Annotated in this window: 22 protein-coding genes and 1 rRNA gene; 21 read left to right on the top strand and 2 right to left on the bottom strand. The window is 70.5% G+C overall.

What is annotated here, in order from left to right; genetic code table 11:
- The first annotated feature begins 33 nt into the window (after positions 1–33).
- The 4 genes from rplT to pheT all read left to right on the top strand — a co-directional run bounded on the left by rplT (position 34) and on the right by pheT (position 4,955).
- Positions 34–420 carry a 50S ribosomal protein L20 gene (gene rplT / locus LOZ83_RS38500; protein WP_236796867.1) on the top strand — a complete coding sequence of 129 codons (387 nt, stop codon included), beginning with the start codon at positions 34–36 and terminating at the stop codon, positions 418–420.
- On the top strand, positions 417–1,262 hold the full coding sequence (locus LOZ83_RS38495) for an RNA methyltransferase (RefSeq protein WP_255826989.1): 846 nt from the start codon (positions 417–419) through the stop codon (positions 1,260–1,262). Before rplT ends, LOZ83_RS38495 begins: the two co-directional genes overlap by 4 nt.
- Before the next feature lie 97 nt (positions 1,263–1,359).
- Positions 1,360–2,427 carry a phenylalanine--tRNA ligase subunit alpha gene (gene pheS / locus LOZ83_RS38490; RefSeq protein WP_236796865.1) on the top strand — a complete coding sequence of 356 codons (1,068 nt, stop codon included), beginning with the start codon at positions 1,360–1,362 and terminating at the stop codon, positions 2,425–2,427.
- The gene (gene pheT, locus LOZ83_RS38485) at positions 2,427–4,955 is read left to right on the top strand and encodes a phenylalanine--tRNA ligase subunit beta (protein WP_236796864.1); all 2,529 of its coding nucleotides are present in this window, start codon (positions 2,427–2,429) and stop codon (positions 4,953–4,955) included. The genes pheS and pheT overlap by 1 nt, the downstream gene beginning before the upstream one ends.
- A gap of 64 nt (positions 4,956–5,019) precedes the next feature.
- On the opposite strand, the gene LOZ83_RS38480 is transcribed toward pheT, so the two are convergent.
- Positions 5,020–5,694, bottom strand: a complete 675-nt coding sequence (locus tag LOZ83_RS38480; RefSeq protein ID WP_236796863.1) for a TetR/AcrR family transcriptional regulator — start codon at positions 5,692–5,694, stop codon at positions 5,020–5,022.
- A gap of 109 nt (positions 5,695–5,803) precedes the next feature.
- On the opposite strand from LOZ83_RS38480, the gene LOZ83_RS38475 reads away from it, so the two are divergent.
- From LOZ83_RS38475 to LOZ83_RS38460, 4 genes are read left to right on the top strand one after another with little or no spacing between them, the layout of a single operon-like run.
- Positions 5,804–6,223, top strand: a complete 420-nt coding sequence (locus tag LOZ83_RS38475) for a hypothetical protein (RefSeq protein WP_236796862.1) — start codon at positions 5,804–5,806, stop codon at positions 6,221–6,223.
- Entirely contained in the window at positions 6,220–7,089 is an 870-nt protein-coding gene (locus LOZ83_RS38470) for an MBL fold metallo-hydrolase (protein ID WP_236796861.1), read from the top strand. The genes LOZ83_RS38475 and LOZ83_RS38470 overlap by 4 nt, the downstream gene beginning before the upstream one ends.
- Positions 7,090–7,100: 11 nt before the next feature.
- Positions 7,101–8,516: an amidohydrolase family protein gene (locus tag LOZ83_RS38465; protein WP_236796860.1), complete on the top strand. Its 1,416-nt coding sequence runs from the start codon at positions 7,101–7,103 to the stop codon at positions 8,514–8,516.
- 20 nt (positions 8,517–8,536) lie between these two features.
- Complete coding sequence (locus LOZ83_RS38460) at positions 8,537–9,406, top strand: cyclase family protein (protein ID WP_236796859.1); 870 nt, start codon at positions 8,537–8,539, stop codon at positions 9,404–9,406.
- Positions 9,407–9,509: 103 nt separating this feature from the next.
- Here the strand turns inward: LOZ83_RS38460 and LOZ83_RS38455 are convergent, their stop codons facing one another.
- Complete coding sequence (locus LOZ83_RS38455) at positions 9,510–10,202, bottom strand: DNA alkylation repair protein (RefSeq protein WP_236796858.1); 693 nt, start codon at positions 10,200–10,202, stop codon at positions 9,510–9,512.
- A 94-nt stretch (positions 10,203–10,296) separates the two neighbouring features.
- Here LOZ83_RS38455 and LOZ83_RS38450 point away from each other — a divergent pair, with 94 nt between their 5' ends.
- From LOZ83_RS38450 to LOZ83_RS38390, 13 genes are all read left to right on the top strand, one after another.
- Complete coding sequence (locus tag LOZ83_RS38450; protein ID WP_255826967.1) at positions 10,297–11,814, top strand: alpha/beta fold hydrolase; 1,518 nt, start codon at positions 10,297–10,299, stop codon at positions 11,812–11,814.
- A 534-nt stretch (positions 11,815–12,348) separates the two neighbouring features.
- On the top strand, positions 12,349–12,837 hold the full coding sequence (locus tag LOZ83_RS38445; protein WP_236796857.1) for a helix-turn-helix domain containing protein: 489 nt from the start codon (positions 12,349–12,351) through the stop codon (positions 12,835–12,837).
- A 64-nt stretch (positions 12,838–12,901) separates the two neighbouring features.
- Positions 12,902–13,930 (top strand): N-acetyl-gamma-glutamyl-phosphate reductase, encoded by a 1,029-nt coding sequence (gene argC, locus LOZ83_RS38440; RefSeq protein WP_236796856.1) that lies wholly within the window; start codon positions 12,902–12,904, stop codon positions 13,928–13,930.
- Positions 13,927–15,087: a bifunctional glutamate N-acetyltransferase/amino-acid acetyltransferase ArgJ gene (gene argJ, locus LOZ83_RS38435; protein ID WP_236796855.1), complete on the top strand. Its 1,161-nt coding sequence runs from the start codon at positions 13,927–13,929 to the stop codon at positions 15,085–15,087. The genes argC and argJ overlap by 4 nt, the downstream gene beginning before the upstream one ends.
- Positions 15,084–16,004 (top strand): acetylglutamate kinase, encoded by a 921-nt coding sequence (gene argB, locus LOZ83_RS38430; RefSeq protein ID WP_236796854.1) that lies wholly within the window; start codon positions 15,084–15,086, stop codon positions 16,002–16,004. Before argJ ends, argB begins: the two co-directional genes overlap by 4 nt.
- The gene (locus LOZ83_RS38425) at positions 16,001–17,200 is read left to right on the top strand and encodes an acetylornithine transaminase (RefSeq protein ID WP_236796853.1); all 1,200 of its coding nucleotides are present in this window, start codon (positions 16,001–16,003) and stop codon (positions 17,198–17,200) included. Before argB ends, LOZ83_RS38425 begins: the two co-directional genes overlap by 4 nt.
- A gap of 1 nt (position 17,201) precedes the next feature.
- On the top strand, positions 17,202–18,128 hold the full coding sequence (gene argF / locus LOZ83_RS38420) for an ornithine carbamoyltransferase (RefSeq protein ID WP_236796852.1): 927 nt from the start codon (positions 17,202–17,204) through the stop codon (positions 18,126–18,128).
- Positions 18,125–18,640, top strand: coding sequence for an arginine repressor (locus tag LOZ83_RS38415; RefSeq protein WP_236796851.1), 516 nt, complete (start codon positions 18,125–18,127; stop codon positions 18,638–18,640). The genes argF and LOZ83_RS38415 overlap by 4 nt, the downstream gene beginning before the upstream one ends.
- Positions 18,633–19,832 carry an argininosuccinate synthase gene (locus LOZ83_RS38410; protein ID WP_236796850.1) on the top strand — a complete coding sequence of 400 codons (1,200 nt, stop codon included), beginning with the start codon at positions 18,633–18,635 and terminating at the stop codon, positions 19,830–19,832. The genes LOZ83_RS38415 and LOZ83_RS38410 overlap by 8 nt, the downstream gene beginning before the upstream one ends.
- 20 nt (positions 19,833–19,852) lie before the next feature.
- Positions 19,853–21,247 carry an argininosuccinate lyase gene (gene argH / locus LOZ83_RS38405; RefSeq protein ID WP_374202773.1) on the top strand — a complete coding sequence of 465 codons (1,395 nt, stop codon included), beginning with the start codon at positions 19,853–19,855 and terminating at the stop codon, positions 21,245–21,247.
- A gap of 10 nt (positions 21,248–21,257) precedes the next feature.
- Positions 21,258–21,863, top strand: coding sequence for a DNA-3-methyladenine glycosylase (locus LOZ83_RS38400; RefSeq protein ID WP_236796848.1), 606 nt, complete (start codon positions 21,258–21,260; stop codon positions 21,861–21,863).
- Between the two features lie 30 nt (positions 21,864–21,893).
- A complete protein-coding gene (gene tyrS, locus LOZ83_RS38395; protein WP_236796847.1) occupies positions 21,894–23,168 on the top strand; it encodes a tyrosine--tRNA ligase in 1,275 nt (424 codons plus the stop codon).
- A 326-nt stretch (positions 23,169–23,494) separates the two neighbouring features.
- A 16S ribosomal RNA gene (locus LOZ83_RS38390) occupies positions 23,495–23,587 on the top strand; the annotation flags it as partial.

Below are 23,587 nucleotides of genomic sequence, written 5' to 3'. Positions count from 1 at the left end.
TCCCGCGCCCCCCGAGATCGACAGGATGGACCCGTGGCACGCGTCAAGCGGGCGGTGAACGCCCAGAAGAAGCGTCGCGCAACCCTCGAACTGGCCAGCGGCTACCGCGGTCAGCGTTCGCGGTTGTACCGCAAGGCCAAGGAGCAGACGCTCCACTCGCTCAACTACGCCTACCGGGACCGCCGTGCCCGCAAGGGTGACTTCCGCCAGCTGTGGATCACCCGGATCAACGCGGCCGCCCGGCAGAACGGCGTGACCTACAACCGGTTCATCCAGGGCCTCAAGGCCGCCGGGGTCGAGGTCGACCGCAAGGTGCTGGCCGACCTGGCCGTCAACGACGCCGCCGCGTTCGCGGCGCTCGCCGAGGTCGCCAAGCAGAACGTGACGACCGGGCCCGACACGGAGAAGAAGTCGGCCTGAGCACGAATCCCACCCGGCCCGGGGCGGAACCGTTCACCCAGCGGTCCCCCCGGGTCGTTGCTGCCCGCCGCCTGACGCGGCGGTCGGAGCGGGAGGAGGCGGGCCGGTTCCTCGCCGAGGGCGCGAACGCCGTCGGCGCCGCCCTCGCCCGCGAGCGGGGCTTCGTGCACGAGCTGTTCGTGACGGCTCGCGCCGCGGAGGCGCATCCGGACCTGGTCGCCGCCGCCCGCTCGGCCGGCGCCCGGGTCTCGCCGGTTACCGACCGCGCCGCGGCGGCACTCTCGGAAACCGTTACGCCGCAAGGCATTGTCGCGGTCTGCGAGCTGCTGGACCGCCCGCTCGACACCGTGCTCCCACCCGCCGCCCGGCTGGTCGCCGTCCTCGTGGACGTGGCCGATCCCGGCAACGCGGGCACGGTCATCCGCGTCGCCGACGCGGCCGGGGCCGACGCCGTGCTCCTCGCGGGTGACAGTGTCGACCCGCACAACGGCAAGTGCGTGCGCGCCTCCGCCGGCAGCCTGTTCCACGTCCCGCTGACGCGGGTCCGCGATGTGCCCGCCGCGCTCGACCTGTGCCGCGCCGCCGGGCTGCGCCTGCTGGGTGCCGACGGCTACGCGAAGACCGAGCTGGACTCGCTGGCACTCGGCACACCCACGGCCTGGGTGTTCGGCAACGAGGCGCACGGCTTGCCCGCGCAAGTTCTCGAGGCCGTCGACGAGGGTGTCCGCATCCCGATCTACGGCCACGCCGAGAGCCTCAACCTGGCCACCGCGGCCGCCGTCTGCCTGTACGGCAGCGCGATGGCTCTCGCGGCCGCGGAGCGCAGGTCGAGCGGAGGGTGACCGGTCGTGACCGAACCCCGGTCGCCTAGAATCTGCCGGTAATCGCTTACGTGTGCTCGCGCCGAGCCGCCAACCGTCCAGCGGACGCTGAGGAGTTATGTCCGGAGCCAACGACAAGCAGGAACCGCAGCCGGCCGACGAGCTGAAGCCGGAGACCCTGCAGGCCGCGATCGAGCACGCCGGGACCGAGTTCGCCAAGGCGGCCGACCTCGACGCGCTGGCGGCCGTCAAGCCCGCGCACCTCGGCGACCACTCGCCGCTGCTGCTCGCCCGCCGCGCCATCGGCGCGCTGGCGAAGGCCGAGAAGGCCGAGGCGGGCAAGCGGGTCAACGAGGCCCGCCAGGCGATCCAGGGTGCCTTCGACGCCCGCCGCGCGGCGCTGCAGATCGAGCGTGACGAGCGTGTGCTGCGCGATGAAGCCGTCGACGTGACGCTGCCGTGGGACCGCGTCCCCCGCGGCGCGCGCCATCCGGTCACGACCGTCAGCGAGCGCGTCGCGGACGTGTTCGTCGGGATGGGCTGGGAGGTCGCCGAAGGCCCCGAGCTCGAGGCCGAGTGGTTCAACTTCGACGCGCTGAACTTCGGCAAGGACCATCCCGCCCGCCAGATGCAGGACACGTTCTACGTCGGCGAGCCGGGTTCCGGCCTCGTGCTGCGCACGCACACCTCACCGGTGCAGGCCCGCGCGCTGTTGCACCGCGACCTGCCGGTGTACGTCGTGTGCCCCGGCCGCACCTACCGCACGGACGAGCTGGACTCCACCCACACCCCCGTGTTCTCCCAGGTCGAGGGCCTCGCGGTGGACAAGGGCATCACGATGGCCCACCTCAAGGGCACGCTCGACGCGTTCGCGCGCGCCATGTTCGGCAGCGCGTCCAAGACTCGCCTGCGCCCGCACTTCTTCCCGTTCACCGAGCCCTCGGCCGAGGTCGATGTGTGGTTCGAGGAGAAGAAGGGCGGCCCCGGCTGGGTCGAGTGGGGCGGCTGCGGCATGGTCAACCCCAACGTGCTGCGCGCCTGCGGCGTCGACGCGGAGGTGTATTCGGGTTTCGCGTTCGGCATGGGCCTGGAGCGCACCCTGCAGTTCCGCAACGGCATCCCCGACATGCGCGACATGGTCGAAGGCGATGTCCGCTTCACCCTTCCCTTCGGAACGGAGGCATAGTGCGAGTCCCCGTGAGCTGGCTCATCGAGCATCTCGACGCCGGCGAAGTCGGGCCGCAGGAGCTGGCCGACGCCTTCGTCCGGATCGGGATCGAGGTCGACGACGTGCACTCGCTCGACGACGTGACCGGGCCGGTCGTGATCGGTCGCGTCGCCGAGATCGAGGAGCTGACCGAGTTCAAGAAGCCGATCCGCTACTGCCGGGTCGAGACCGGTGAAGAGCCGGACGACTCCGACTCCGACTCCGATGAGGACGAGCAGGGCCCGCACGGCATCCACACCCGCGGCATCGTCTGCGGCGCGACCAACTTCGTCGAGGGCGACCTCGTGGTGGTGGCGCTGCCCGGCAGTGTGCTGCCTGGTGGGTTCGCCATCGCGCAGCGCAAGACCTACGGCCGCGTCAGCGACGGCATGATCTGCTCCGCCCGCGAGCTCGGCCTCGGCGAGGACCACACCGGGATCCTGGTGCTGCCCTCGTCCACGGCGTCGCCCGGGGACGACGCGCGCGAGGTGCTCGGGCTCGGCGACACGGTGCTCGACCTCGTGCCCACCCCGGACCGCGGCTACGCGCTGTCGGTCCGCGGCCTCGCTCGCGAGCTGGCGTGCGCGCTCGACGTCCCGTTCGGCGACCCGGCCGCGCTCGGCCTGCCCGAGCCCGAAGGCGAGGCCTGGCCGGTGCGGATCGAGGACGAGACCGGCTGTAGCCGGTTCGTGCTCCGCCGGATCACCGGGCTCGACGCCACCGCACCCACCCCGTGGTGGATGCGCCGCCGGCTGCTGCTGGCCGGCATCCGGTCCATCTCGCTGGCCGTGGACGTGACCAACTACGTGATGCTCGAGCTCGGCCACCCGCTGCACGCCTTCGACACCTCGTCGGTGAAGGGCGATCTGGTCGTCCGCCGGGCCGAGCCCGGCGAGCGGCTGACCACCCTCGACGACGTCGAGCGCACGCTCGACCCGGACGACATGGTGATCGCCGACGACAGCGGGGTGATCTCGCTGGCCGGCACCATGGGTGGGGCGAGCACCGAGATCAGCCCGGAGAGCACCGACGTGCTGCTCGAAGCCGCGCACTGGGACCCGGCGTCGATCAGCCGCACCGCCCGCCGGCACAAGCTGTTCTCCGAGGCGGCCAAGCGGTTCGAGCGGTTCACCGACCCGGGGCTGTGCGCCGCGGCCGTCGAACTCGCCGCCCGCCTGCTGCGCCGCTACGGCGAGGGCAGCATCCAGCCGGGCCGCACCGACGTCGGCCACGTCGAGCCGATGGCGCCGGTGACCATGCCGATCGACCTGCCCGACCGGATCGCGGGCATCCGCTACGAGCGCGGGGTGACCGTCCGCCGTCTCGGCCAGATCGGCTGCAAGGTCCAGGTCGGCACCTCCGACGAGGGGGCCGCGCTGGTCACCGCCGTGCCGCCGACGTGGCGCGGCGATCTGCTTCAGCCGGCCGATCTCGTGGAGGAGGTGCTGCGGCTCGAGGGCTACGACAGCATCCCGTCGACCCTGCCGCCGGCGCCGCCCGGCGCGGGGCTCACCGAGACACAGCGCCGCCGCCGTACCGTCGCGCGCGCGCTGGCCGAAGCCGGCTATGTCGAGGTGCTGCCGTTCCCGTTCATGTCCGCCGCGACCTGGGACGCGTTCGGCCTCGCCGAGGACGACGTGCGCCGGCACACGGTGAAGGTGCGCAACCCGCTCGAGGCCGACAAGGACCAGATGGCCAGCTCGTTGCTGCCGGGCCTGCTGGAAACGGTGCAGCGCAACGTTTCCCGGGGGCTGCGGGATCTCGCGCTGTTCCACATCGGACAGGTCGTGCTGCCCAGCGCGAGCCCGCTGCCGGTGCCGGACCTCGCGGTCGATCACCGGCCCAGCGACGAAGAGCTGGCCTTGCTGGAGGCCGCCGTCCCGGCGCAACCGCTGCATGTGGCCGTGGTCCTGGCCGGTCAGCGCGTCCGGTCCGGCTGGTGGGGTGAGGGCGAGCAGGCGGACTGGGCCGACGCGGTCCAGGCCGCGCGCACCGTCGCGGCGGCGTCCGGGATCGAACTGCGGATCCGCGCGTCCGACCTCGCGCCGTGGCATCCGGGCCGCTGCGCCGAACTGCTCGTCGGTGACTGGCCGGTGGGGCACGCGGGCGAGCTGCACCCGAAGGTCGTGGAGGCGCTCGGGCTGCCCAAGCGGACCGTGGCGATGGAGCTCGATCTGGACGCGATCCCGCTGCCGCTGGACCGCCCCGCGCCGTCCGTTTCGCCCTACCCGCCGGTGCTGCTGGACATCGCGCTCGTCGTGGACGCCAAGGTCCCGGCAGCCGACCTGGCCGAGGCCGTCACCGCCGGCGGTGGCGAACTGCTGGAGGACGTCCGGCTGTTCGACCTCTACAGCGGTGGCCAGGTCGGCGAGGGCAAGCGGTCCGTGGCGTACAAGCTGCGGTTCCGCGCCCCGGACCGGACGCTGACCGTCGAAGAGGCGACCAAGGCCCGCGACGCGGCGGTCGCCGAAGCGGCCTCCCGGTTCGGCGCGGCCCTGAGAGGCTGACGCCCCACCGGAATCCAGCGCTACAGGAGCTGGATTCCGGGCTGGGTATGAGCTGCTGGCTGCATCAGCGGCTCCTGGTCCTCCCGTCGGTGCGGGGCTGTGGGGTACGGACGCCGGCCATTTCGACGACCGACAACGGTGGCACGGACAATGGCTGCTGATCGGGCCGGGCGCGCAGGCCGTCGAGGGTGATCTCCAGGTAGCGCTGCCAGGCGTCGGGGCGGACGGGTTGGGTCTCCTCGGCGACTGTGGTGAGCATGCGCCACAGCATGGCCAGGTCGACATACTCCAGGTCGGCGCGGACCGTGCCCTGTTCCTGGGCGCGGCGCAGCAGCCGCGCGGCGACCAGGGCGAGGCGTTGCCGTGTCGCGGCGAACGTGTCCCTGCCGACGGCCTGGTTGCCGAGCACCTGGCGCAACCCGCTGTCCGCGGCGGCCCGGAGGGTGAGGTCGCGCAGCAGCTGGGTGAGCGCTTCCCACGGATCGTCGACGGCGGCGGCGCGTTCGGCGATGGTGAGGAGTTCCCCGAGCGCCGTGTCGAACAGTGCCTCGACGAGCGCCTTCTTGTCCGGGAAACGGCGGTAGACCGTGCCGACACCGACACCGGCATGCGCGGCGACGTCGTGCAGTGTGGCCTCCAGGCCTCGGGTGGCGAACACCTCGGCCGCCGCGGCGAGGATGCGCTCGCGGTTGCGCTGGGCGTCCGCGCGCAGCGGCACGGGCTCCGACGGGACTGTCATGCCCCGAGCATAAGTCGGCCCAAGACAAGTGGACACATCGAGTCCGATTCGTGCTAGAGTCGCCGCCGTAAGTGGACATACTAAGTCCGTTTAGAACGGGAAGGATCCGATGTCCCCACTGGAAACCCATCGGCCGGCCGCCGCGGGATCACGGCTGAGCAGGGTCCCGTTGCGCGTGTGGTACCTGGTCGCGGGCGTGCTGATCGGCGTGCTGTGGGCGTGGCATTCCGGCGAGCCGCCGTGGGAGACGCTGCTGCGCCTGGTCATCACGGTGCTCGCGGTGCGGACCGTGCTCGCCGTCGTGCAGGCCGTCGCCCGCCGGATGGGCCGCTTGGCGGGTCCGTCGCTGCACACGGGGTGGCTGCTGATCGCCAAGGGCGGCCTGATCGTGGGTGCGTTCGTCGTCACCGAGGTGCTCAGTGCGATGGGCGTCGGCGCCGCCGACTGGATCGTGGCGGCACTGATCGTCGTCGTGGTCACGGTGTTCGGGCCGGGGCTGCACCCGAAGCTGTTCGGGAGCGCGTCGTGACCGCGCTGACCTGGACCACCCTCGGCACGGCCGCGGGCCCGAACGCACACGGCACCCGGGCGCAACCGGCGAACCTGCTGCACCGGCCGGGCTGGGCGGTGCTCGTGGACGCCGGCGACAGTGCCGTCGACCAGATCGCCAGGGCGGGCGCGCGGCTGGCCGACGTGCGGGCCGTCGTGCTCAGCCACCTGCACATAGACCACACGGGTGGGCTGTTCGCGCTGCTCGGCAGGCGGTTGCAGCCGCGCGTCGGCGGACCGCTGACCATCTACGGGCCGCCCGGCACCGCCGAACTGGTCGGCCACCTCACCGCGGCACTGCGCTACCTGGCCGATCTCGGCCACGCCACCAACCCGCGGGTCAGCCCGATCCCCGCCGTCACCGCCGTCGAGGTCACCGAGGGGGACGAGTTCGACCTCGACGAGATCCACGTGCGGGCAGCCGTGAACACGCACTACAGCTTCCCGCCGGACAGCGACGACAACGCGCGTTTCCAGTCGCTGTCGTTCCGGTTCGGCACGCCCGGCCGCGCGATCGTCTACACCGGGGACACCGGCCCCAGCCTGAACGTGGCACAGCTGGCGCAGGACGCCGACCTGCTGATCAGCGAGATCAACGACCCGAACCGCGTCCCGCCCGCGTTGCGCGACAAGGGACCCGCCGTCGCCGAGTTCGTGAAGCAGCACTTCGAGCGCGAGCACCTGTCTCCCTCCGAAGCCGGCACGCTGGCCGCCCGGGCGGGCGTGCGCGCCATCGTGCTGACGCACGTCGGCGTCGACGACGCCGACCTGGCCGCCGCGAGACAGCTCGTCGCCTCGCACTTCGACGGCGACATCCACTTCGCCCGCGACCTCGACCGCTTCTGAGAGGGGACACCATGACCCACGAGAACACCGTCCTGCGGGACGTGACCGTCGTCGACACGCACGACGGGACGCTGCGGTCCGGCATGGACGTGCGCATCGACGGCGGCACCATCGCCACGATCACAGCCACCGGCGGCGACCTGGACGGCACCGTGATCGACGGCGGCGGCCGGTACGTCGTCCCCGGTTATCTGGACATGCACGCGCACCCGCTCGGTGACGGCGACGCCTCCGGCAGGCTGGCGCTGATGCTGGCCAGCGGCATCACCGGGTTCCGGCAGATGGGCGGCACGCCGGAACTGCTGGCACAGCGGCGAAGCGGCACGCTGCCGGTGCCGGCGGACGCGCCTGCCCCGCTGGTCATCCCCGGCATGCCGCTGCTGACGCCGGTCAACGCGCGGGACGAGGCGACCGTCGTGGCAACCGTGCGGAAGCAGTTCGAGCAGGGCGCCGACTTCATCAAGGTCGGCGAAACGACCCCGGCCGTGTTCGCGGCGGCGCAGGCCGAGGCGAACCGGCTCGGCATCCCGATCCTCGGTCACCTGCCGACCGGCGCCGACGTGCGGGAGGCGTCCCGGAACGGTATGCGCTGCATCGAACACCTGGGTCCCGGCGTCGGCGTGCTCGCCGCGTGCTGTGCCGACGAGGACGGCATCCGCGCCACGCTCGACCGGCACCTGGCAGCCGAGCGGGCCGCCCCGGTGCCCCAGCTGGACGAGCGCATGGCCGCCGGCCTGCGCGCGATGGTCGTCAACCCGCTGCTGAGCCGCAGCGACGTCGATGTCGACGTGCTGCGCCGGGCGGGCGAGACGTTCGACGAGGCGAAGGCCCGTGAGCTGGCCGAGCTGTTCGCGACCCACGGCACGTGGCACTGCCCGACGCTGGTGCGCTCGCGGACGACGCAGTACGCAGACCAGCCCGGCTACCGCGACAATCCCGATCTCCGTTACATGGCAACGGAAACGCTGAACACCTGGCAGCAGGTGGCGGATGCGTTCGCGCGCAGGTCACCCGCGGCCCGCGAGGTGTACCGGCGCAACTACGAGATCCAGCTGCGGCTGGTGAAGGTGTTCGACGAGGCCGGTGTGCCGATGCTGGCCGGCAGCGACGCGTGCGGCGCAGTCTGGGAGGTGCCCGGCATCTCGCTGCACGAGGAGTTCGACGAGCTGGCCCGCGCCGGCCTGAGTCCGCTGCGGGTGCTCCAGATGACCACTGTGGACGGTGCCGAGTTCCTCGGGCTGGCCGACCGGATCGGCAGCGTCGAGGAGGGCAAGGCCGCCGATCTCGTGCTGCTGGACGCCGATCCGCTCCGGGATGTCCGCAGCCTGCGGGCGATCGCCGGTGTGTGCCGCGCCGGCCGGTATCACGACAGGGCCGATCTCGACCGTATCCGTGACGAGGTGGCGCGCGCCCGTTCGGCCGCGTGAAGCCGATGCGAGGAGGACACATGGAACTCGACCTGCCTTCCAACTGGGGTCGCTGGGGGCCGAGGGATGAACTCGGCACACTGAACTTCATCACCGCGAAAGCGCGGGCGCGCGGTGTCGCGGAGGCGCGGGACGGCCGGGTGGTGTCGCTGGCCAGGCCGGTGACACCGGCGCCGCTGGGCGGCCCGATTCCGTTCGGCGCCAGCCCGTCGCCGGGCGCCGTGCTGCAGGCGATGAACTTCACCGGTTCACCCGCGCGCAGCCTCACCGACCTGCTCGTGATCAACACCCACCACGCGTCACTGACGCACATCGACGCCCTGGTGCACGTGCCGGTTGACGGGCAGGTCTACCCCGGTGTGCCGATCGCCGAGGCCGTCGTGCGCGGTGGGGTGGTGCACGGGTCGACGACCGCGTTCGCCGGCGGGATCACCACGCGTGGCGTGCTACTGGACCTCGCGCCCGGCGGCAGGATCGATCCCGGCCATTGGGTCACCGGCGGGGACCTGGACGAGGCGGAACGGCACGCGGGCGTGCTCGTGGAGTCCGGCGACGCGCTGGTCGTGCGCGGCGGCCGCCCGGTCACCGGGATCCCGGACGAACCGCCGCCGGTGATGACGCCGGACGCGGTGCGGTGGCTGGCCGACCGCGAGGTGTCCCTGTACGCGGGCGATGTCGGCGACCCGCCGCCGCTGCCGGGTGCCGGCCCGATGCCGATGCACGGCATCGCGCTGCCCCGGCTCGGCATGCCGCTGATCGACGGCCCGGACACCGATCCGCTGGTGGCCGCGAGCACGGAACTCGGCAGGCACACCTTCCTGTTCGTGCTCGCCGCGATCCCCGTGTGCGGGGCGACCGGCGTCCCGGTCAACCCGCTCGCGGTGTTCTGACCGCCGTGACCGGCTCCGGGCGGCGGTCCGGAGCCGGTCACCGGCCGCGCGGGCTTCCCGCTGTGACCAAAGCCTTTCGAATGATCCTTCCTGTCAGGAGTGGTCAGTGCGGCACGTGCTTGAGCGCCTCCCGCACGGAGAGCGGCGAGAGCCCGGCATGCGCGTCCACGAATCGCTTGACCCACTCGGGATCCTGGCGCGCGTGCTGCCGCAGCGCCCAGCCGATGCCCTTGCGGAGGAAGAAGTCGCTCTCCCCGATGCTCGCTTCGATCGCGAACGTCAGGAGTTCCAGGTCGATCTCGTCCTTCGCGGCGAGCTGGCAGATGATCGCCGTCCGCCGCCGCCAGTGGTCCGCGTCGACCGCCCATTTCCGCATCAGTGGGCCCACGACCGCGGGCTCGGCGCGCAGGATCGGTCCCACCCGGCGCGACGCGATCTCGTCGACGTAGTCCCACCACGCACCCGTCACGACCATCTCTTCGTAGAGCGGCAGCAGGCTGCTGTCCTGCCAGCGTGCATGGGCACGGTGACCGGTCAGGTCGATCGCGACATAGCGCTCTTCCCGGAATTCCGCCTCGCGCCACAGTTTCCCGGCCGCGGCGACGAGGGACGCCCGATCCGGTAACGGATGTTCGGCGAACAAACGCCGCGTGATGGTCTGCCGCTCGGGTTTCGGCACGCCGTGGAACGGCATCGCGGATTTCATGTAGCGCTGCATTTCGGGCGCCTTCACCGGATTCGCCGCGGCGGCCAGTTCGGTCCGGACCGCCGTCACCAGAGTGTCCACTTTGTCCACCTGCGCAGACTAGCGGTGAGTACCGACAGAAGTCGGGTGGCGAAACGTCGCGACATCGGAGAAGTTGTAACGCAACAGTGCAGCGGAAATGCCGATGAAAAGGACCAATGTGAAGAAAGTCTTCTCCGCGATCGCGGTGGCCGGCCTGCTCGCCGGGACCGTGGCGGCGGCGCCCGTAGCGGTGGCCGCGCCCGAGTTCACCCCGGCGCCGATCGCGTGGGGCTCCTGCAATTCGCCGAACCTGCGGAAGGCCGGCGCCGAGTGCGGTTTCCTCGAAGTCCCGCTGGACTACGGAAATCCCGGTGGCGCCAAGATCTCCCTGGCCGTTTCCCGGGTCCGGCACACCACCACCCGGTCGCAGGGCGTGATGCTGGTGAACCCGGGCGGCCCCGGCGGTTCGGGCCTCGGTCTTTCCGTACTGGGCAAGGCGGTGCCGAAGCACGCCGGTGAGTCCTACGACTGGATCGGCTTCGACCCGCGCGGCGTCGGCTCGAGCAAGCCCGCGCTGTCGTGCGATCCGGGCTACTTCGGCTACAACCGGCCTGCCTACGTGCCGGACACGCCGCGGCTGGAGCAGACCTGGCTCGCGCGTTCGAAGTCCTATGCCACCGCCTGCGCGAAGAACGGGCCGCTGCTGGAGCACATGAAGACCACCGACTCCGCGCAGGACATGGAGTCGCTGCGCAAGGCGCTGGGCCAGCAGCAGATCAACTATTACGGCTTCTCTTACGGCACTTACCTCGGGCAGGTCTACTCGACGCTGTACCCGCAGCGGGTGCGCCGGATGGTGCTCGACAGCAACGTCGACCCGCGCAAGGTCTGGTACAAGGCGAACCTGGACCAAGACCTCGCCTTCGACCGGAACATCAAGATCTATTTCGACTGGGTCGCGAAGTACGACAGCGTGTACCACCTCGGCAGCTCGGGCGACGCGGTCGAGGATCTCTGGTACACGGAGCAGAAGGAGCTCGCGCACGCGCCGGCCGGTGGCGTGATCGGGCCGGACGAGTGGAACGACATCTTCCTGCAGGCCGGGTACTACCGGTTCGGGTGGGAAGACATGGCCAAGGCGTTCAGCGGCTGGGTGCACGGCGGCGACTGGAAGCCGCTCAAGGCGCTCTACGACGATGCCGACAGCCCTGGCGACGACAACAATTTCGCCGTCTACAACGCCGTGCAGTGCACCGATACCCAGTGGCCGGCGAACTGGACCAAGTGGCGGATCGACAACTGGGCCGTGTACCACCGCGCGCCGTTCGAGACCTGGAGCAACGCCTGGTACAACACGCCATGCCTGTCCTGGCCGGCGAAGGCGGGCAAGCCGGTCACGATCGACGGCCGGAAGGTCGCCGGCGCGCTGCTGATCGACGAGGAACTCGACGCGGCGACGCCGTTCGGGGGCAGCCTGCAGGTGCGCACGCTGTACCCGGCTTCGAGCCTGATCGCCGAGCCCGGCGGCACAACACATGCCGATTCGCTGTCCGGTGACGCCTGCGTGGACGACCAGGTGGCGGACTACCTGGCGACGGGCAAGCTGCCCGCGCGCAAACCGGGCAACGGCCCGGACGCGATCTGCGCACCACTGCCGGATCCGGTGCCGGCGCAGTCCTGACGCCGCTGCCCGCACGCCCCTCGCCGCCCCGGCCCACACGCCGGGGCGGCGTTGTCGTTCCTGCCTGTTCACGCTGCCCCCAGATGGCTTTTGGTGATGATGCGAGCACGGTACGTCGGGGGTACGACAATTTTGACCGGCACGACGAGTTCACGGCCGTCGGGCTTGCCCGCCACCAACGACCGGCAGCCGTAGCGACTCGGCTGATCGTCGTCTTCCGCGCGCCAGACCGCTCGGCATGATGAGCAGGTGCGCATTACTTTCGACCCCGAGGCGAACGCCGCCTACCTGTACCTGACCGATACCAAGCTGACTCCGGGCCGCGTGCGGTCCCACGCCGGGTCGCCCGAGCCACGTCGTTCGACGATCTGCCGCAGCCACCGGACCGCTGTCCAAAAAATTTCCCCGAACACCCCACGAACCCGATAACCGCAGGTCAGCGACCTGTCACCACCGCGAGCTGACTCCGGAGTGCGATCACCCGCGAGCGGTCGGTGACGAAAATTGTCGGAGGGTGTCGCTAGCCTCCCCGGCATGACGATTGTCGAAGAGCACCGGACCAAGATCCGGGCCGGCGAGAACACCTATTCCATCGAGGTCACCGCGCTGCCGGGCGGTGACCAGCCCGACCGGCTGGTCGTGAGCGTCAACGGCGAGGGCCCGCAGGGCGCGGCGGTCGCCGAGGGGCACCTCGAGGTCGCCTCGACGGCCGCCACCGCACTCGGGTCCGTCCTGGCGGAGACGCTGAGACATCACGTGGCGATCAGCATGCCGGGCGGGCGAAGTACGCGCGCCCGTCCCGCGCACCAGGGGCGGCCGTGGACGACCGAGCAGGACGCCGAACTGGAGAGCCGCTGGATACGCGGCGATTCGATCGACGAGATCGCCGTTCACTTCGAACGCAGCCCCGGCGGGATCCGCGCGCGGCTGCCGAGAGTGGGCTGTGATCCCGAGCGGCCGGGGGAGTACCTGCCCGAACCGCCCAGTCAGCGCGCGGAAGGGATGGTGATGGAGGACGCGTGACCCGCCGTCGCCCCGGCCACCACCCTGATTGATTGAGTTTGCGTAGTCATGCATAATCATTCGCATGACGGTGAAGGTCGCGGTGGTCGGGGCGAGCGGGTACGCGGGCGGGGAAGTCCTGCGCCTGCTCCTCGCGCACCCCGAAGCGGAGATCGGCGAACTGACCGCTGCCAGCAGCGCGGGCACCCTCCTCGGCCAGCATCAGCCACACCTGGCGCCGCTGGCGGGCCGGATGCTGCGCGAGACCACGGTCGAGATCCTGACCGGGCACGATGTCGTGTTCCTCGCGCTGCCACACGGCCAGTCGGGGGCGATCGCCGCGCAGCTCGGGCCCGAGGTGCTCGTCGTCGACCTCGGCGCGGACCACCGGCTCGCCGACCCGGCCGACTGGCAGCGCTGGTATGGCAGCGAGCACGCGGGCACCTGGCCGTACGGCTTGCCGGAGTTGCCGGGTGCGCGCGAGAAGCTGGCCGGTACCAAGCGGATCGCCGTCCCGGGCTGCTTCCCGACGGGTGGGTCGCTGGCGCTGGCGCCCGCGCTCGCCGCCGGTTGGGTCAAGCCCGAGGTCTCGATCGTCTCGGTGTCCGGCACGTCCGGCGCTGGCCGGAGCCTCAAGCCGCACCTGCTCGGGTCCGAGGTCATGGGCTCGGCGAGTGCGTACGGCGTCGGCGGCGTGCACCGGCACACCCCGGAACTCGCGCAGAACCTGAGCGCGGTCGCCGGCGAGCGAGTCACCGTGTCCTTCACACCGGTCCTCGCGCCGATGCCACGCGGCATCCTGACCACCGCGAGCGCGCCATTGGTGTCCGAAGTGGACACCGCGGCCGTCCGCGCCGGCTACGACAAGGCCTACGCCGACGAGCCGTTCGTCCAGCTGCTGCCCGAGGGCACGTGGCCGGTCACGTCCGCGACGCTGGGCTCCAACAACGTGCAGCTGCAGGTGACCGTGGACGCCGACGCCGGCCGGCTGATCGTGGTGACCTCGATCGACAACCTGACCAAGGGGACCGCGGGCGGCGCGATCCAGTCCATGAACATCGCCCTCGGACTCCCCGAAACCACCGGACTTTCCACCGTAGGAGTCGCACCGTGACCGTCACCGGACCGAACGGGTTCCGGGCCGCCGGCGTGGCGGCCGGGATCAAGGATTCCGGCGCCCTCGACCTCGCCCTGATCGTCAACGACGGGCCCGCGCAGGCCGCCGCCGGCGTGTTCACCCGCAACGTCATCAAGGCCGCCCCGGTGCTGTGGTCGCAGGAAGTGCTGCGGCAGCAGCGACTGCGCGCGGTCGTGCTCAACTCGGGCGGCGCCAACGCGGCCACCGGGCCCGCCGGCTTCCAGGACACGCACGCCACCGCCGAGCACGCCGCCAAGGTGCTCGACACGGGCGCGATCGAGATCGCCGTCTGCTCCACCGGCCTCATCGGCGAGCGGCTGCCGATGGAGGCGGTGCTGTCCGGAGTGGACACCGCGGCCGAGGCGCTCGACAGCACGCCCGAGGCAGGGCTCGCGGCGGCGACCGCGATCATGACCACGGACAGCAAACCCAAGCACAGCTTCAAAACCCATATCGACGGCTGGGGCATCGGCGGCATCGCGAAGGGCGCGGGCATGCTCGCGCCCAACCTCGCGACCATGCTGTCGGTCATCACCACCGACGCCATGCTCGAACCGGACGCGCTCGACGCGGCCCTGCGCGCCGCCACCCGGGTGACCTTCGACCGGCTCGACGTCGACGGCGGCACCTCGACCAACGACACCGTGCTCCTGCTCTCCTCCGGTGCCAGCGATCTCGCGCCCAGCGTCGACGGTTTCACCGAGTTGCTCACCGCCGTCGCGCTCGACCTCGTCTACCAGCTGCGGGCCGACTCCGAGGGTGCGACGAAGGACGTCGACATCGTTGTGCACGGCGCCGCGAGCGAGCAGGACGCGATCAACGTCGGCCGTACCGTCGCCGAGGACAACCTGGTCAAGACCGCGCTGTTCGGCTCCGACCCGAACTGGGGCCGGATCGCCATGGCGCTCGGCCGCGCGCAGGCCGAGATCGACCCGGACACGCTGTCGATCGCCATCAACGGGGTCACCCTGTTCGCCAACGGCACCACCGCCGCCGACCGCGCGCAGGCCGACCTGTCCGGCCGGGCCATCGAGATCGTGATCGACCTCGGCGTCGGCGACAGCGGCGCCACGATCTACAGCACCGACCTGTCCCACGGTTACGTCGAAGAGAACAGCGCCTACTCCTCATGACCCGCCCCGAATCCCTGATCCCCGCCGACGACCGGCTGGCCACGGCGGCGGAGAAGGCCGGCGTCCTCATCGAGGCCCTGCCCTGGCTGCAGCGGTTCCACGGCGCCACCGTCGTGGTCAAGTACGGCGGCAACGCCATGGTCGACGACGAGCTGAAGCGTGCTTTCGCGCAGGACATGGTGTTCCTGCGGCTCGCCGGCCTGCACCCGGTCGTGGTGCACGGCGGCGGCCCGCAGATCACCAGCATGCTCAGCCGCCTCGGCATCGAAGGCGAGTTCAAGGGCGGCCTGCGCGTCACCACGCCGGAGACGATGGACGTCGTGCGCATGGTGCTGGTCGGGCAGGTCAGCCGTGAACTGGTCGGCCTGATCAACGCGCACGGTCCCTACGCCGTCGGCATCTCCGGCGAGGACGCGCAGCTGTTCATCGCCGAGCGCAAGCACGCGACGGTCAACGGCGAGGCGGTCGACATCGGGCTGGTCGGCGAGGTCGCCTCGGTCAACCCGGACGCGGTGCTGGACATCGTCAACGCCGGGCGCATCCCGGTTGTCTCGACCGTGGCCCCGGACGTCGACGGCATCGTGCACAACGTCAACGCCGACACCGCCGCGGGCGCGCTCGCCGCCGCGCTCGGCGCCGAGAAGCTCGTCGTGCTGACCGACGTCGAAGGCCTGTACGCCAACTGGCCCGACCGCTCGTCCCTGATCGACCGCATCCAGGTCGACCGGCTCGAACAGCTGCTGCCCACCCTGGCCAGCGGCATGATCCCGAAGATGGAGGCTTGCGCGCGGGCCGTGCGCGGCGGGGTCCACGGCGCTCACGTGATCGACGGCCGGATAGCGCACTCCGTCCTGCTCGAAGTCTTCACCTCCCGTGGCATCGGCACCATGGTCCTTCCCGAACAGGAGCCCGCATGAACCAGATAACGTCCAATGTGGACGGCCAGGGGCACTGGCAATCCGCGTTGATGGACAACTACGGCACCCCGCAGCTGACCCTGGTCCGCGGCGAGGGCGCGCGCGTCTGGGACGCCGACGGCCAGGAGTACGTCGACCTGCTCGGCGGGCTCGCGGTCAACGCGCTCGGCCACGCGCATCCCGAGATCGTCCGCGCGGTCACCGAGCAGATCGGCAAGCTCGGCCACACCTCGAACCTGTATGTGAACCCGGTCGCGGTCGAGCTGGCCGAGGTGCTGCTGGACATCGCGGGCCTGTCCGGCAACGCGAAGGTCCTGTTCGTCAACTCCGGCGCGGAGGCCAACGAGGCCGCGATCAAGATCAGCCGGCTCACCGGGCGCAGCAAGATCATCGCCTGCGAAGGCGCTTTCCACGGCCGCACCATGGGTTCGCTCGCACTCACCGGCCAGCCGCCCAAACGCGAGCCGTTCGAGCCGCTGATGCCCGGCGTCACGCACATCCCGTTCGGCGACGTCGACGCGCTGCGGGCCGCGGTCGACGACGAGACCGCCGCGGTCGTGCTCGAGCCGGTCCTCGGCGAGGGCGGTGTGATCCCCGCGCCCGACGGCTACCTGCAGGCCGCGCGTGAGATCACCAAGGACGCCGGCGCTTTGCTGATCCTGGACGAGATCCAGACCGGGATCGCCCGTACCGGCACCTGGTTCGCCTTCCAGCAGAGCGGGATCGTGCCGGACGTCTTCACCGTCGCCAAGGGTCTCGGTGGCGGCCTGCCGCTGGGCGCGACGATCGCCGTCGGCGAGGCGGCGGACCTGTTCAGGCCGGGGCAGCACGGCACCACCTTCGGCGGCAACCCGGTGTGCTGCGCGGCCGGGCTCGCGGTCCTGCGGACGATCGCGCGCGACAACCTCAACGACCACGTTTCCGCGCTGGGCAAGGACATCGCGGCCGGGGTCGAGCAGCTCGGGCATCCGCTCGTCGGCGGCGTCCGCGGCGCCGGGCTGCTGCTCGGCATCGCGTTGCGCAAGCCGGTGGCGCCCGCGGTCGCGCAGGCCGCGCAGGCCGCCGGGTACCTGGTCAATCCGGTCGCCCCGGACGCGATCCGGCTCGCGCCCCCGCTGATCCTCAGCGACGAGCAGGCCCAGGGCTTCCTCGCCGCACTGCCCGACGTACTCGACACGTCCCTCCCGAAGGACTGACATGCCACGCCACTTCCTCCGCGACGACGATCTCACCCCCGACGAGCAGCGGGCCGTCCTCGACCTGGCCGACCGGCTGAAGAAGGAGCCGCTCGCCGACCGCACGCTGGCGGGCCCGAAATCGGTCGCCGTGCTGTTCGAGAAGAACTCGACCCGCACCCGGCTGTCCTTCGAGGTCGGCATCGCGCAGCTGGGCGGCCACCCGATCATCGTCGACGGCCGCTCGATGCAGCTCGGCCGCGAAGAGACCATCGAGGACACCGCGCGCGTGCTGTCGCGCTACGTCGACGCGGTGGTCTGGCGGACCTTCGCCCAGCAGCGCCTCAACGCGATGGCCTCGGCCGCGACAGTGCCGGTGGTCAACGCGCTGACCGACGAGTTCCACCCCTGCCAGGTGCTCGCGGACCTGCAGACCATCCGCGAGCGCAAGGGAAAGCTCGCCGGGCTGACGCTGACGTACCTCGGCGACGGCGCCAACAACATGGCGCATTCGCTGTTGCTCGGCGGCACGACGGCGGGCATGCACGTCCGGCTCGTCACGCCGGAGGGTTTCCAGCCGCTGGCGGATGTCATGCTCGCGGCGAAGGAACGCGCCGAGGAGACCGGCGGCAGCGCCACGGTCTTCACGGATCCGAAGGCGGCGGTCGAGGGCGCGGATGTGCTCGTCACCGACACCTGGACGTCGATGGGGCAGGAGAACGACGGCCTGGACAGGGTGACGCCGTTCCGGAAGCTGCAGATCAACGCCGAGCTGCTCGCCCAGGCCGCGCCGGACGCGATCGTGCTGCACTGCCTGCCCGCGCACCGCGGCTGGGAGATCACCGACGAGGTCATCGACGGCCCGGCGAGCGCGGTGTGGGACGAGGCCGAAAACCGGCTGCACGCACAGAAAGCGTTGTTGGTGTGGTTGCTGAGCGAACGACGATGAGCCGGGCCGCCCGGCAGGCCAGGATCACCGAACTGGTGTCCACAATGGCCATCCGCAGCCAGACCGAGCTGGCGAAACTGCTGGCGGCCGAGGGCGTCGAGGTCACGCAGGCTACCTTGTCGCGGGACCTGGACGAGCTCGGCGCGGTGAAGCTGCGGGGCGCGGACTCGGGGGCACCGGTGTACGTCATCCCCGAGGACGGCAGCCCGGTGCGCGGGGTGCAGGGCGGCACCTCCCGGCTGTCGCGGCTGCTCGCCGAGCTGATGGTCTCGGTGGACTGTTCGGGCAATCTCACGGTGCTGCGCACACCGCCGGGTGCGGCGCAGTTCCTCGCCAGCGCGATCGACCGGGCAGCGCTGGAAGAAGTCGTCGGCTCGATCGCGGGCGACGACACGGTAGCGGTGATCGCCAGGGAACCGCTGTCCGGGCGGGACCTGGCCGGCCGTTTCACCGCACTGGCGCGACGGTCGTCTACTTTGGACACAGACGTGAAGGAGAACGGGAATGACTGAGCGGGTTGTACTCGCCTACTCGGGCGGGCTGGACACCTCGGTGGGGATCGGCTGGATCGCCGAGGAGACCGGGGCCGAGGTGATCGCGGTGGCCGTCGACCTCGGCCAGGGCGGTGAGGATCTGGAGACGATCCGGCAGCGCGCGCTGGACTGCGGCGCAGTCGACGCCGTGGTCGCCGACGCGCGGGACGAGTTCGCGGAGGGCTACTGCCTGCCCGCGCTGCAGACGAACTCGCTCTACATGGACCGCTACCCGCTGGTGTCCGCGCTGTCCCGGCCGGTCATCGTCAAGCACCTCGCGGAGGCGGCGAAGTACCACAGCGCCACCACCGTCGCGCACGGCTGCACCGGCAAGGGCAACGACCAGGTCCGGTTCGAGGTCGGGCTCGGCGCGCTCGTGCCGGACCTCAAGGTGATCGCCCCGGTCCGGGACTTCGCGTGGACCCGGGAGAAGGCCATCGCCTACGCCGAGGAGCGCAACCTGCCGATCGACGTCACCAAGAAGTCCCCGTTCTCGATCGACCAGAACGTGTGGGGCCGCGCGGTGGAGACCGGTTTCCTCGAGGACCTGTGGAACGAGCCCACCAAGGACGTCTACTCCTACACCGAGGACCCGGCGCTCAACTTCGGCGCGCCCGACGAGCTCGTGCTGACGTTCGAGAAGGGCGTCCCGGTCGCGATCGACGGCAAGCCGGTCACGATGCTGGAGGCCATCCAGGAGCTCAACAAGCGCGCGGGCGCGCACGGGATCGGCCGGCTGGACATGGTCGAGGACCGGCTCGTGGGCATCAAGAGCCGTGAGGTCTACGAGGCGCCGGGCGCGATCGCGCTGATCACCGCGCACCAGGAGCTGGAGAACGTCACGGTGGAGCGCGACCTGGCCCGGTTCAAGCGGCAGGTCGAGCAGCGCTGGGGCGAGCTGGTCTACGACGGTCTGTGGTTCTCGCCGCTCAAGGACGCGCTCGACCAGTTCATCGCCAAGAGCCAGGAGCACGTGACCGGCGAGATCCGGCTGCGCCTGCACGGTGGTTCCGCGGTGGTCACCGGGCGCCGCAGCGAGCAGTCGCTGTACGACTTCAACCTGGCCACCTACGACGAGGGCGACTCGTTCGACCAGTCGCTGGCCAAGGGCTTCGTGCAGCTGTGGGGCCTGCCGAGCAAGATCGCCGCGAAGCGCGACCAGAAGAGCTGAGGTTGATGGCTGACAAGCCGATGCAGTTGTGGGGCGGCAGGTTCGCCGGTGGACCGGCCGAGGCGATGGCGAAGCTGTCGGCTTCGACCCATTTCGACTGGCGCCTGGCGCCCTACGACATCGCGGGGTCCAAGGCACACGCCCGCGTACTGCGTGCCGCGGACCTGCTCACCGATGACGAGCTGGACGGGATGCTCACCGCACTCGACCAGCTCGCCGCGGACGTCGAAAGCGGTGCGTTCACGCCGACGCTCGCGGACGAGGACGTGCACACGGCCCTCGAACGCGGGCTGCTGGAACGCGCCGGGACCGAGCTGGGCGGCAAGCTGCGGGCGGGCCGGTCCCGCAACGACCAGGTCGCGACGCTGTTCCGGATGTGGTTGCGCGACGCCGCCCGCCGGGTGACCGTGGGCACGCTCGACGTCGTCGATTCCCTTGTGGCGCAAGCGAAACAGCATCCGGCTGCGATCCTGCCCGGCCGCACGCACCTGCAGCACGCGCAGCCCGTCCTGCTGGCACACCACCTGCTGGCGCACGCGCACGCGCTGCTGCGGGACATGAGCCGCTTGCAGGACTGGGACGATCGCACCGCCGAGTCGCCGTACGGTTCCGGTGCGCTGGCCGGGTCATCGCTCGGCCTCGATCCCGAGGCCGTCGCGACGGAACTCGGTTTCGTGTCCAGCGTGGAGAACTCCATCGACGGCACCGCGTCACGCGACTTCGCCGCGGAGTTCGCGTTCGTGCTGGCGATGCTCGGGGTGAACCTGTCCCGGATCGCCGAAGAGGTGATCATCTGGAACACCGCCGAGTTCGGCTACGTCACCCTCGACGACGCGTGGGCCACCGGCAGTTCGATCATGCCGCAGAAGAAGAACCCGGACGTGGCCGAGCTGACACGCGGCAAGTCGGGCCGGCTCATCGGCAACCTGACCGGCCTGCTCGCGACGCTCAAGGCGATGCCGTTGGCGTACAACCGGGATCTGCAGGAGGACAAGGAACCGGTCTTCGACTCGGTCGAGCAGCTGGAGCTGCTGTTCCCCGCGATCGCCGGGATGCTCGGCACGCTCACGTTCCACACCGATCGTCTCGCCGAGCTGGCCCCGGCGGGCTTCACCCTGGCCACGGACATCGCGGAATGGCTTGTGCGGCAAGGGGTTCCGTTCCGCGTCGCGCACGAGGCGGCGGGGGAGTGCGTCCGTGTCGCCGAGTCGCGCGGCGTCGGGCTGGAGGAGCTGACCGACGAGGAGCTGGAGAAGATCCATCCCGCGCTGACCCCGCTGGTGCGGGACGTCCTGACGGTGGAAGGTTCGGTCGCGTCGCGTGACGCCCGCGGCGGCACCGCACCGGTCCGCGTCGCCGAGCAGCTGGCGAGGCTGGAGGACCGGGTCACCCGGTTCCGGGCATGGGCCGGCTGACGATCATCCGATGAGACTGTTCAAGCGCGAGGAACTGGCGGTCGACCCGCTCGACCTCGCGCACGAACTGCTCGGCGCGGTGATCGAGACGACCGGACCGGACGGCACTGTCGCCGCCCGGCTGGTCGAGGTCGAGGCATACCGCGGCGTGGACGACCCCGCCTCGCATTCCTATCGCGGCCGCACGGCGCGGAACGCGGTGATGTGGGGCCCTGCCGGGCATCTCTATGTCTACTTCGTCTATGGCATGCACTTTTGCGCCAACGTGGTCGGGTGCGAGGACGGTCGCGCGGGGGCGGTGCTGCTCCGCGCGGCCGAGGTGACCGAAGGTGCCGGCCTGGCCCGCGCCCGCCGGAAAGCCGCGCGACGCGACAGCGAGCTGGCCCGGGGACCGGCGCGCCTGACCTCCGCGCTGCGCATCGGGCCCGAGCACAATGGCGCCGATCTCGTCGACCCGGATTCACCGGTGCGCCTGTTCACGGGTGATGAGATCCGGGCGGCGGACATCCGCACCGGGCCGCGCGTGGGCGTGGCCGCGGCGATGGACACCCCCTGGCGGTTCTGGATCGACTCGCCCGCGGTGTCGGCCTACCGCCGGGCCCGACCCCGTAAATAGTCGATTGACCTGGTACGGGAGTATCGAGGCGTGAGCGAACACATTCTCGACGAACTGTCCTGGCGCGGGCTCATCGCGCAGTCCACCGACCTCGACGCCCTCCGCAAGGACCTGGACGCCGGGCCGCTCACGCTCTACGGCGGCTTCGACCCGACCGCGGACAGCCTGCACGCCGGCAACCTCGTGCAGTTGCTGACGCTGGCCCGGTTCCAGCGCGCCGGACACCGGCCCATCGTGCTCGCCGGTGGCGCGACCGGTCAGATCGGCGACCCGCGGGACGTGGGGGAGCGCACCCTCGTCGGGCTCGAGGTCATCCAGGAACGGTTGCAGCGCATCGGTGCGCAACTGGAGAAGTTCGTGACCTTCGACGACTCGCCCACCGGCGCGGTCATCGAGAACAACCTGAACTGGTTCGCCGAAGTGAGCGCGCTGGACTTCCTGCGCGACGTCGGCAAGCACTTCTCGATCAACGTGATGCTGGCGCGGGAGACGGTCAAACGGCGCCTCGCCGCGGACGGCATGTCTTACACCGAGTTCAGCTACCTGCTCCTGCAGTCCTACGACTACTTGATGTTGAGCCGGAAGTACGGCACGAAGCTGCAGATCGGCGGCTCCGACCAGTGGGGCAACATCGTCGGCGGGGTGGACTACATCCGCAAGGTCGACGGTGCCGCCGTGCACGCGCTGACGACGCCGCTGGTCACCGACTCCGAGGGCCGCAAGTTCGGCAAGTCCACCGGCGGCGGGAACCTCTGGCTCGACGCGTCGATGACCTCGCCGTACGCGTGGTTCCAGTACTTCGTGAACGTCGCCGACGCGGAGGTCATCCCGTACCTGAAGATGTTCACCTTCCTTGGCCGGGAGGAGATCGCCGAACTGGAGCAGCTGACCGCCGACAAGCCACAACTACGGGCGGCGCAGCGCAAGCTCGCCGAGGAACTGACCACGCTCGTGCACGGCGAGGAGCAGACCCGGCAGGTCACCCTGGCGAGCCAGGCGCTGTTCGGTCGGGGTGAGCTGGGTGAACTCGACGAGTCGACGCTCGACGCGGTGATGGCCGAGGTCCCGGCCGGCGAGGCCCGGCTCGCCGACGAACCGACGATCGTCGACCTCCTGCTCGCGCCCGGACTGGTGGACAGCAAGGGTGCGGCGCGCCGCGCGGTGAAGGAGGGCGGGGCGTACGTGAACAACGTGAAGATCGCCGACGAGGAATGGCGCCCGTCCGCCGCCGACGCGCTGCACGGCAAGTGGCTCGTGGTGCGTCGCGGCAAGCGCACCACCGGTGGCGTCCGTTTGGTGTCCTGACCTGCGTGTTTGTCGGAGGGTGACCCCCCTGCGTGACGCCGTTTTCCAGGGTGTAATCTTCTCTTCGTCGCCAGGGAGACCGGGTGGCGCGGGGTCGCGAACCAAGCTCCTGCCGGTTGGTGGTAGAGTGGGTGGCCTTGGTCTGGAGCAGCGCAAACCCGATGAGAAATTCGAGTCGGACTGGTGCTCGCACTGGATCTGGAAGTTTAAGAATCGTGTTGTTTGAGAACTCAACAGTGTGCTAGTGAACTAAGCCAGTAGAGCTTATTTTTGAACCCGTTTTGGGTTCCTTTGAGATTGATGAGAGTCAATCAAATTTTTCGACATTGTTGGAGAGTTTGATCCTGGCTCAGGACGAACGCTGGCGGCGTGCTTAACACATGCAAGTCGAACGCGACCATCTTTGGGTGGTTGAGTGG

Origin of the sequence: Amycolatopsis sp. GM8 (assembly GCF_021653975.1) — a bacterium.
Classification (GTDB): Bacteria; Actinomycetota; Actinomycetes; order Mycobacteriales; family Pseudonocardiaceae; genus Amycolatopsis_E.
The sequence above is the reverse complement of the archived record's forward strand: the minus strand, read 5'-3'. Positions and strand labels throughout refer to the sequence as shown.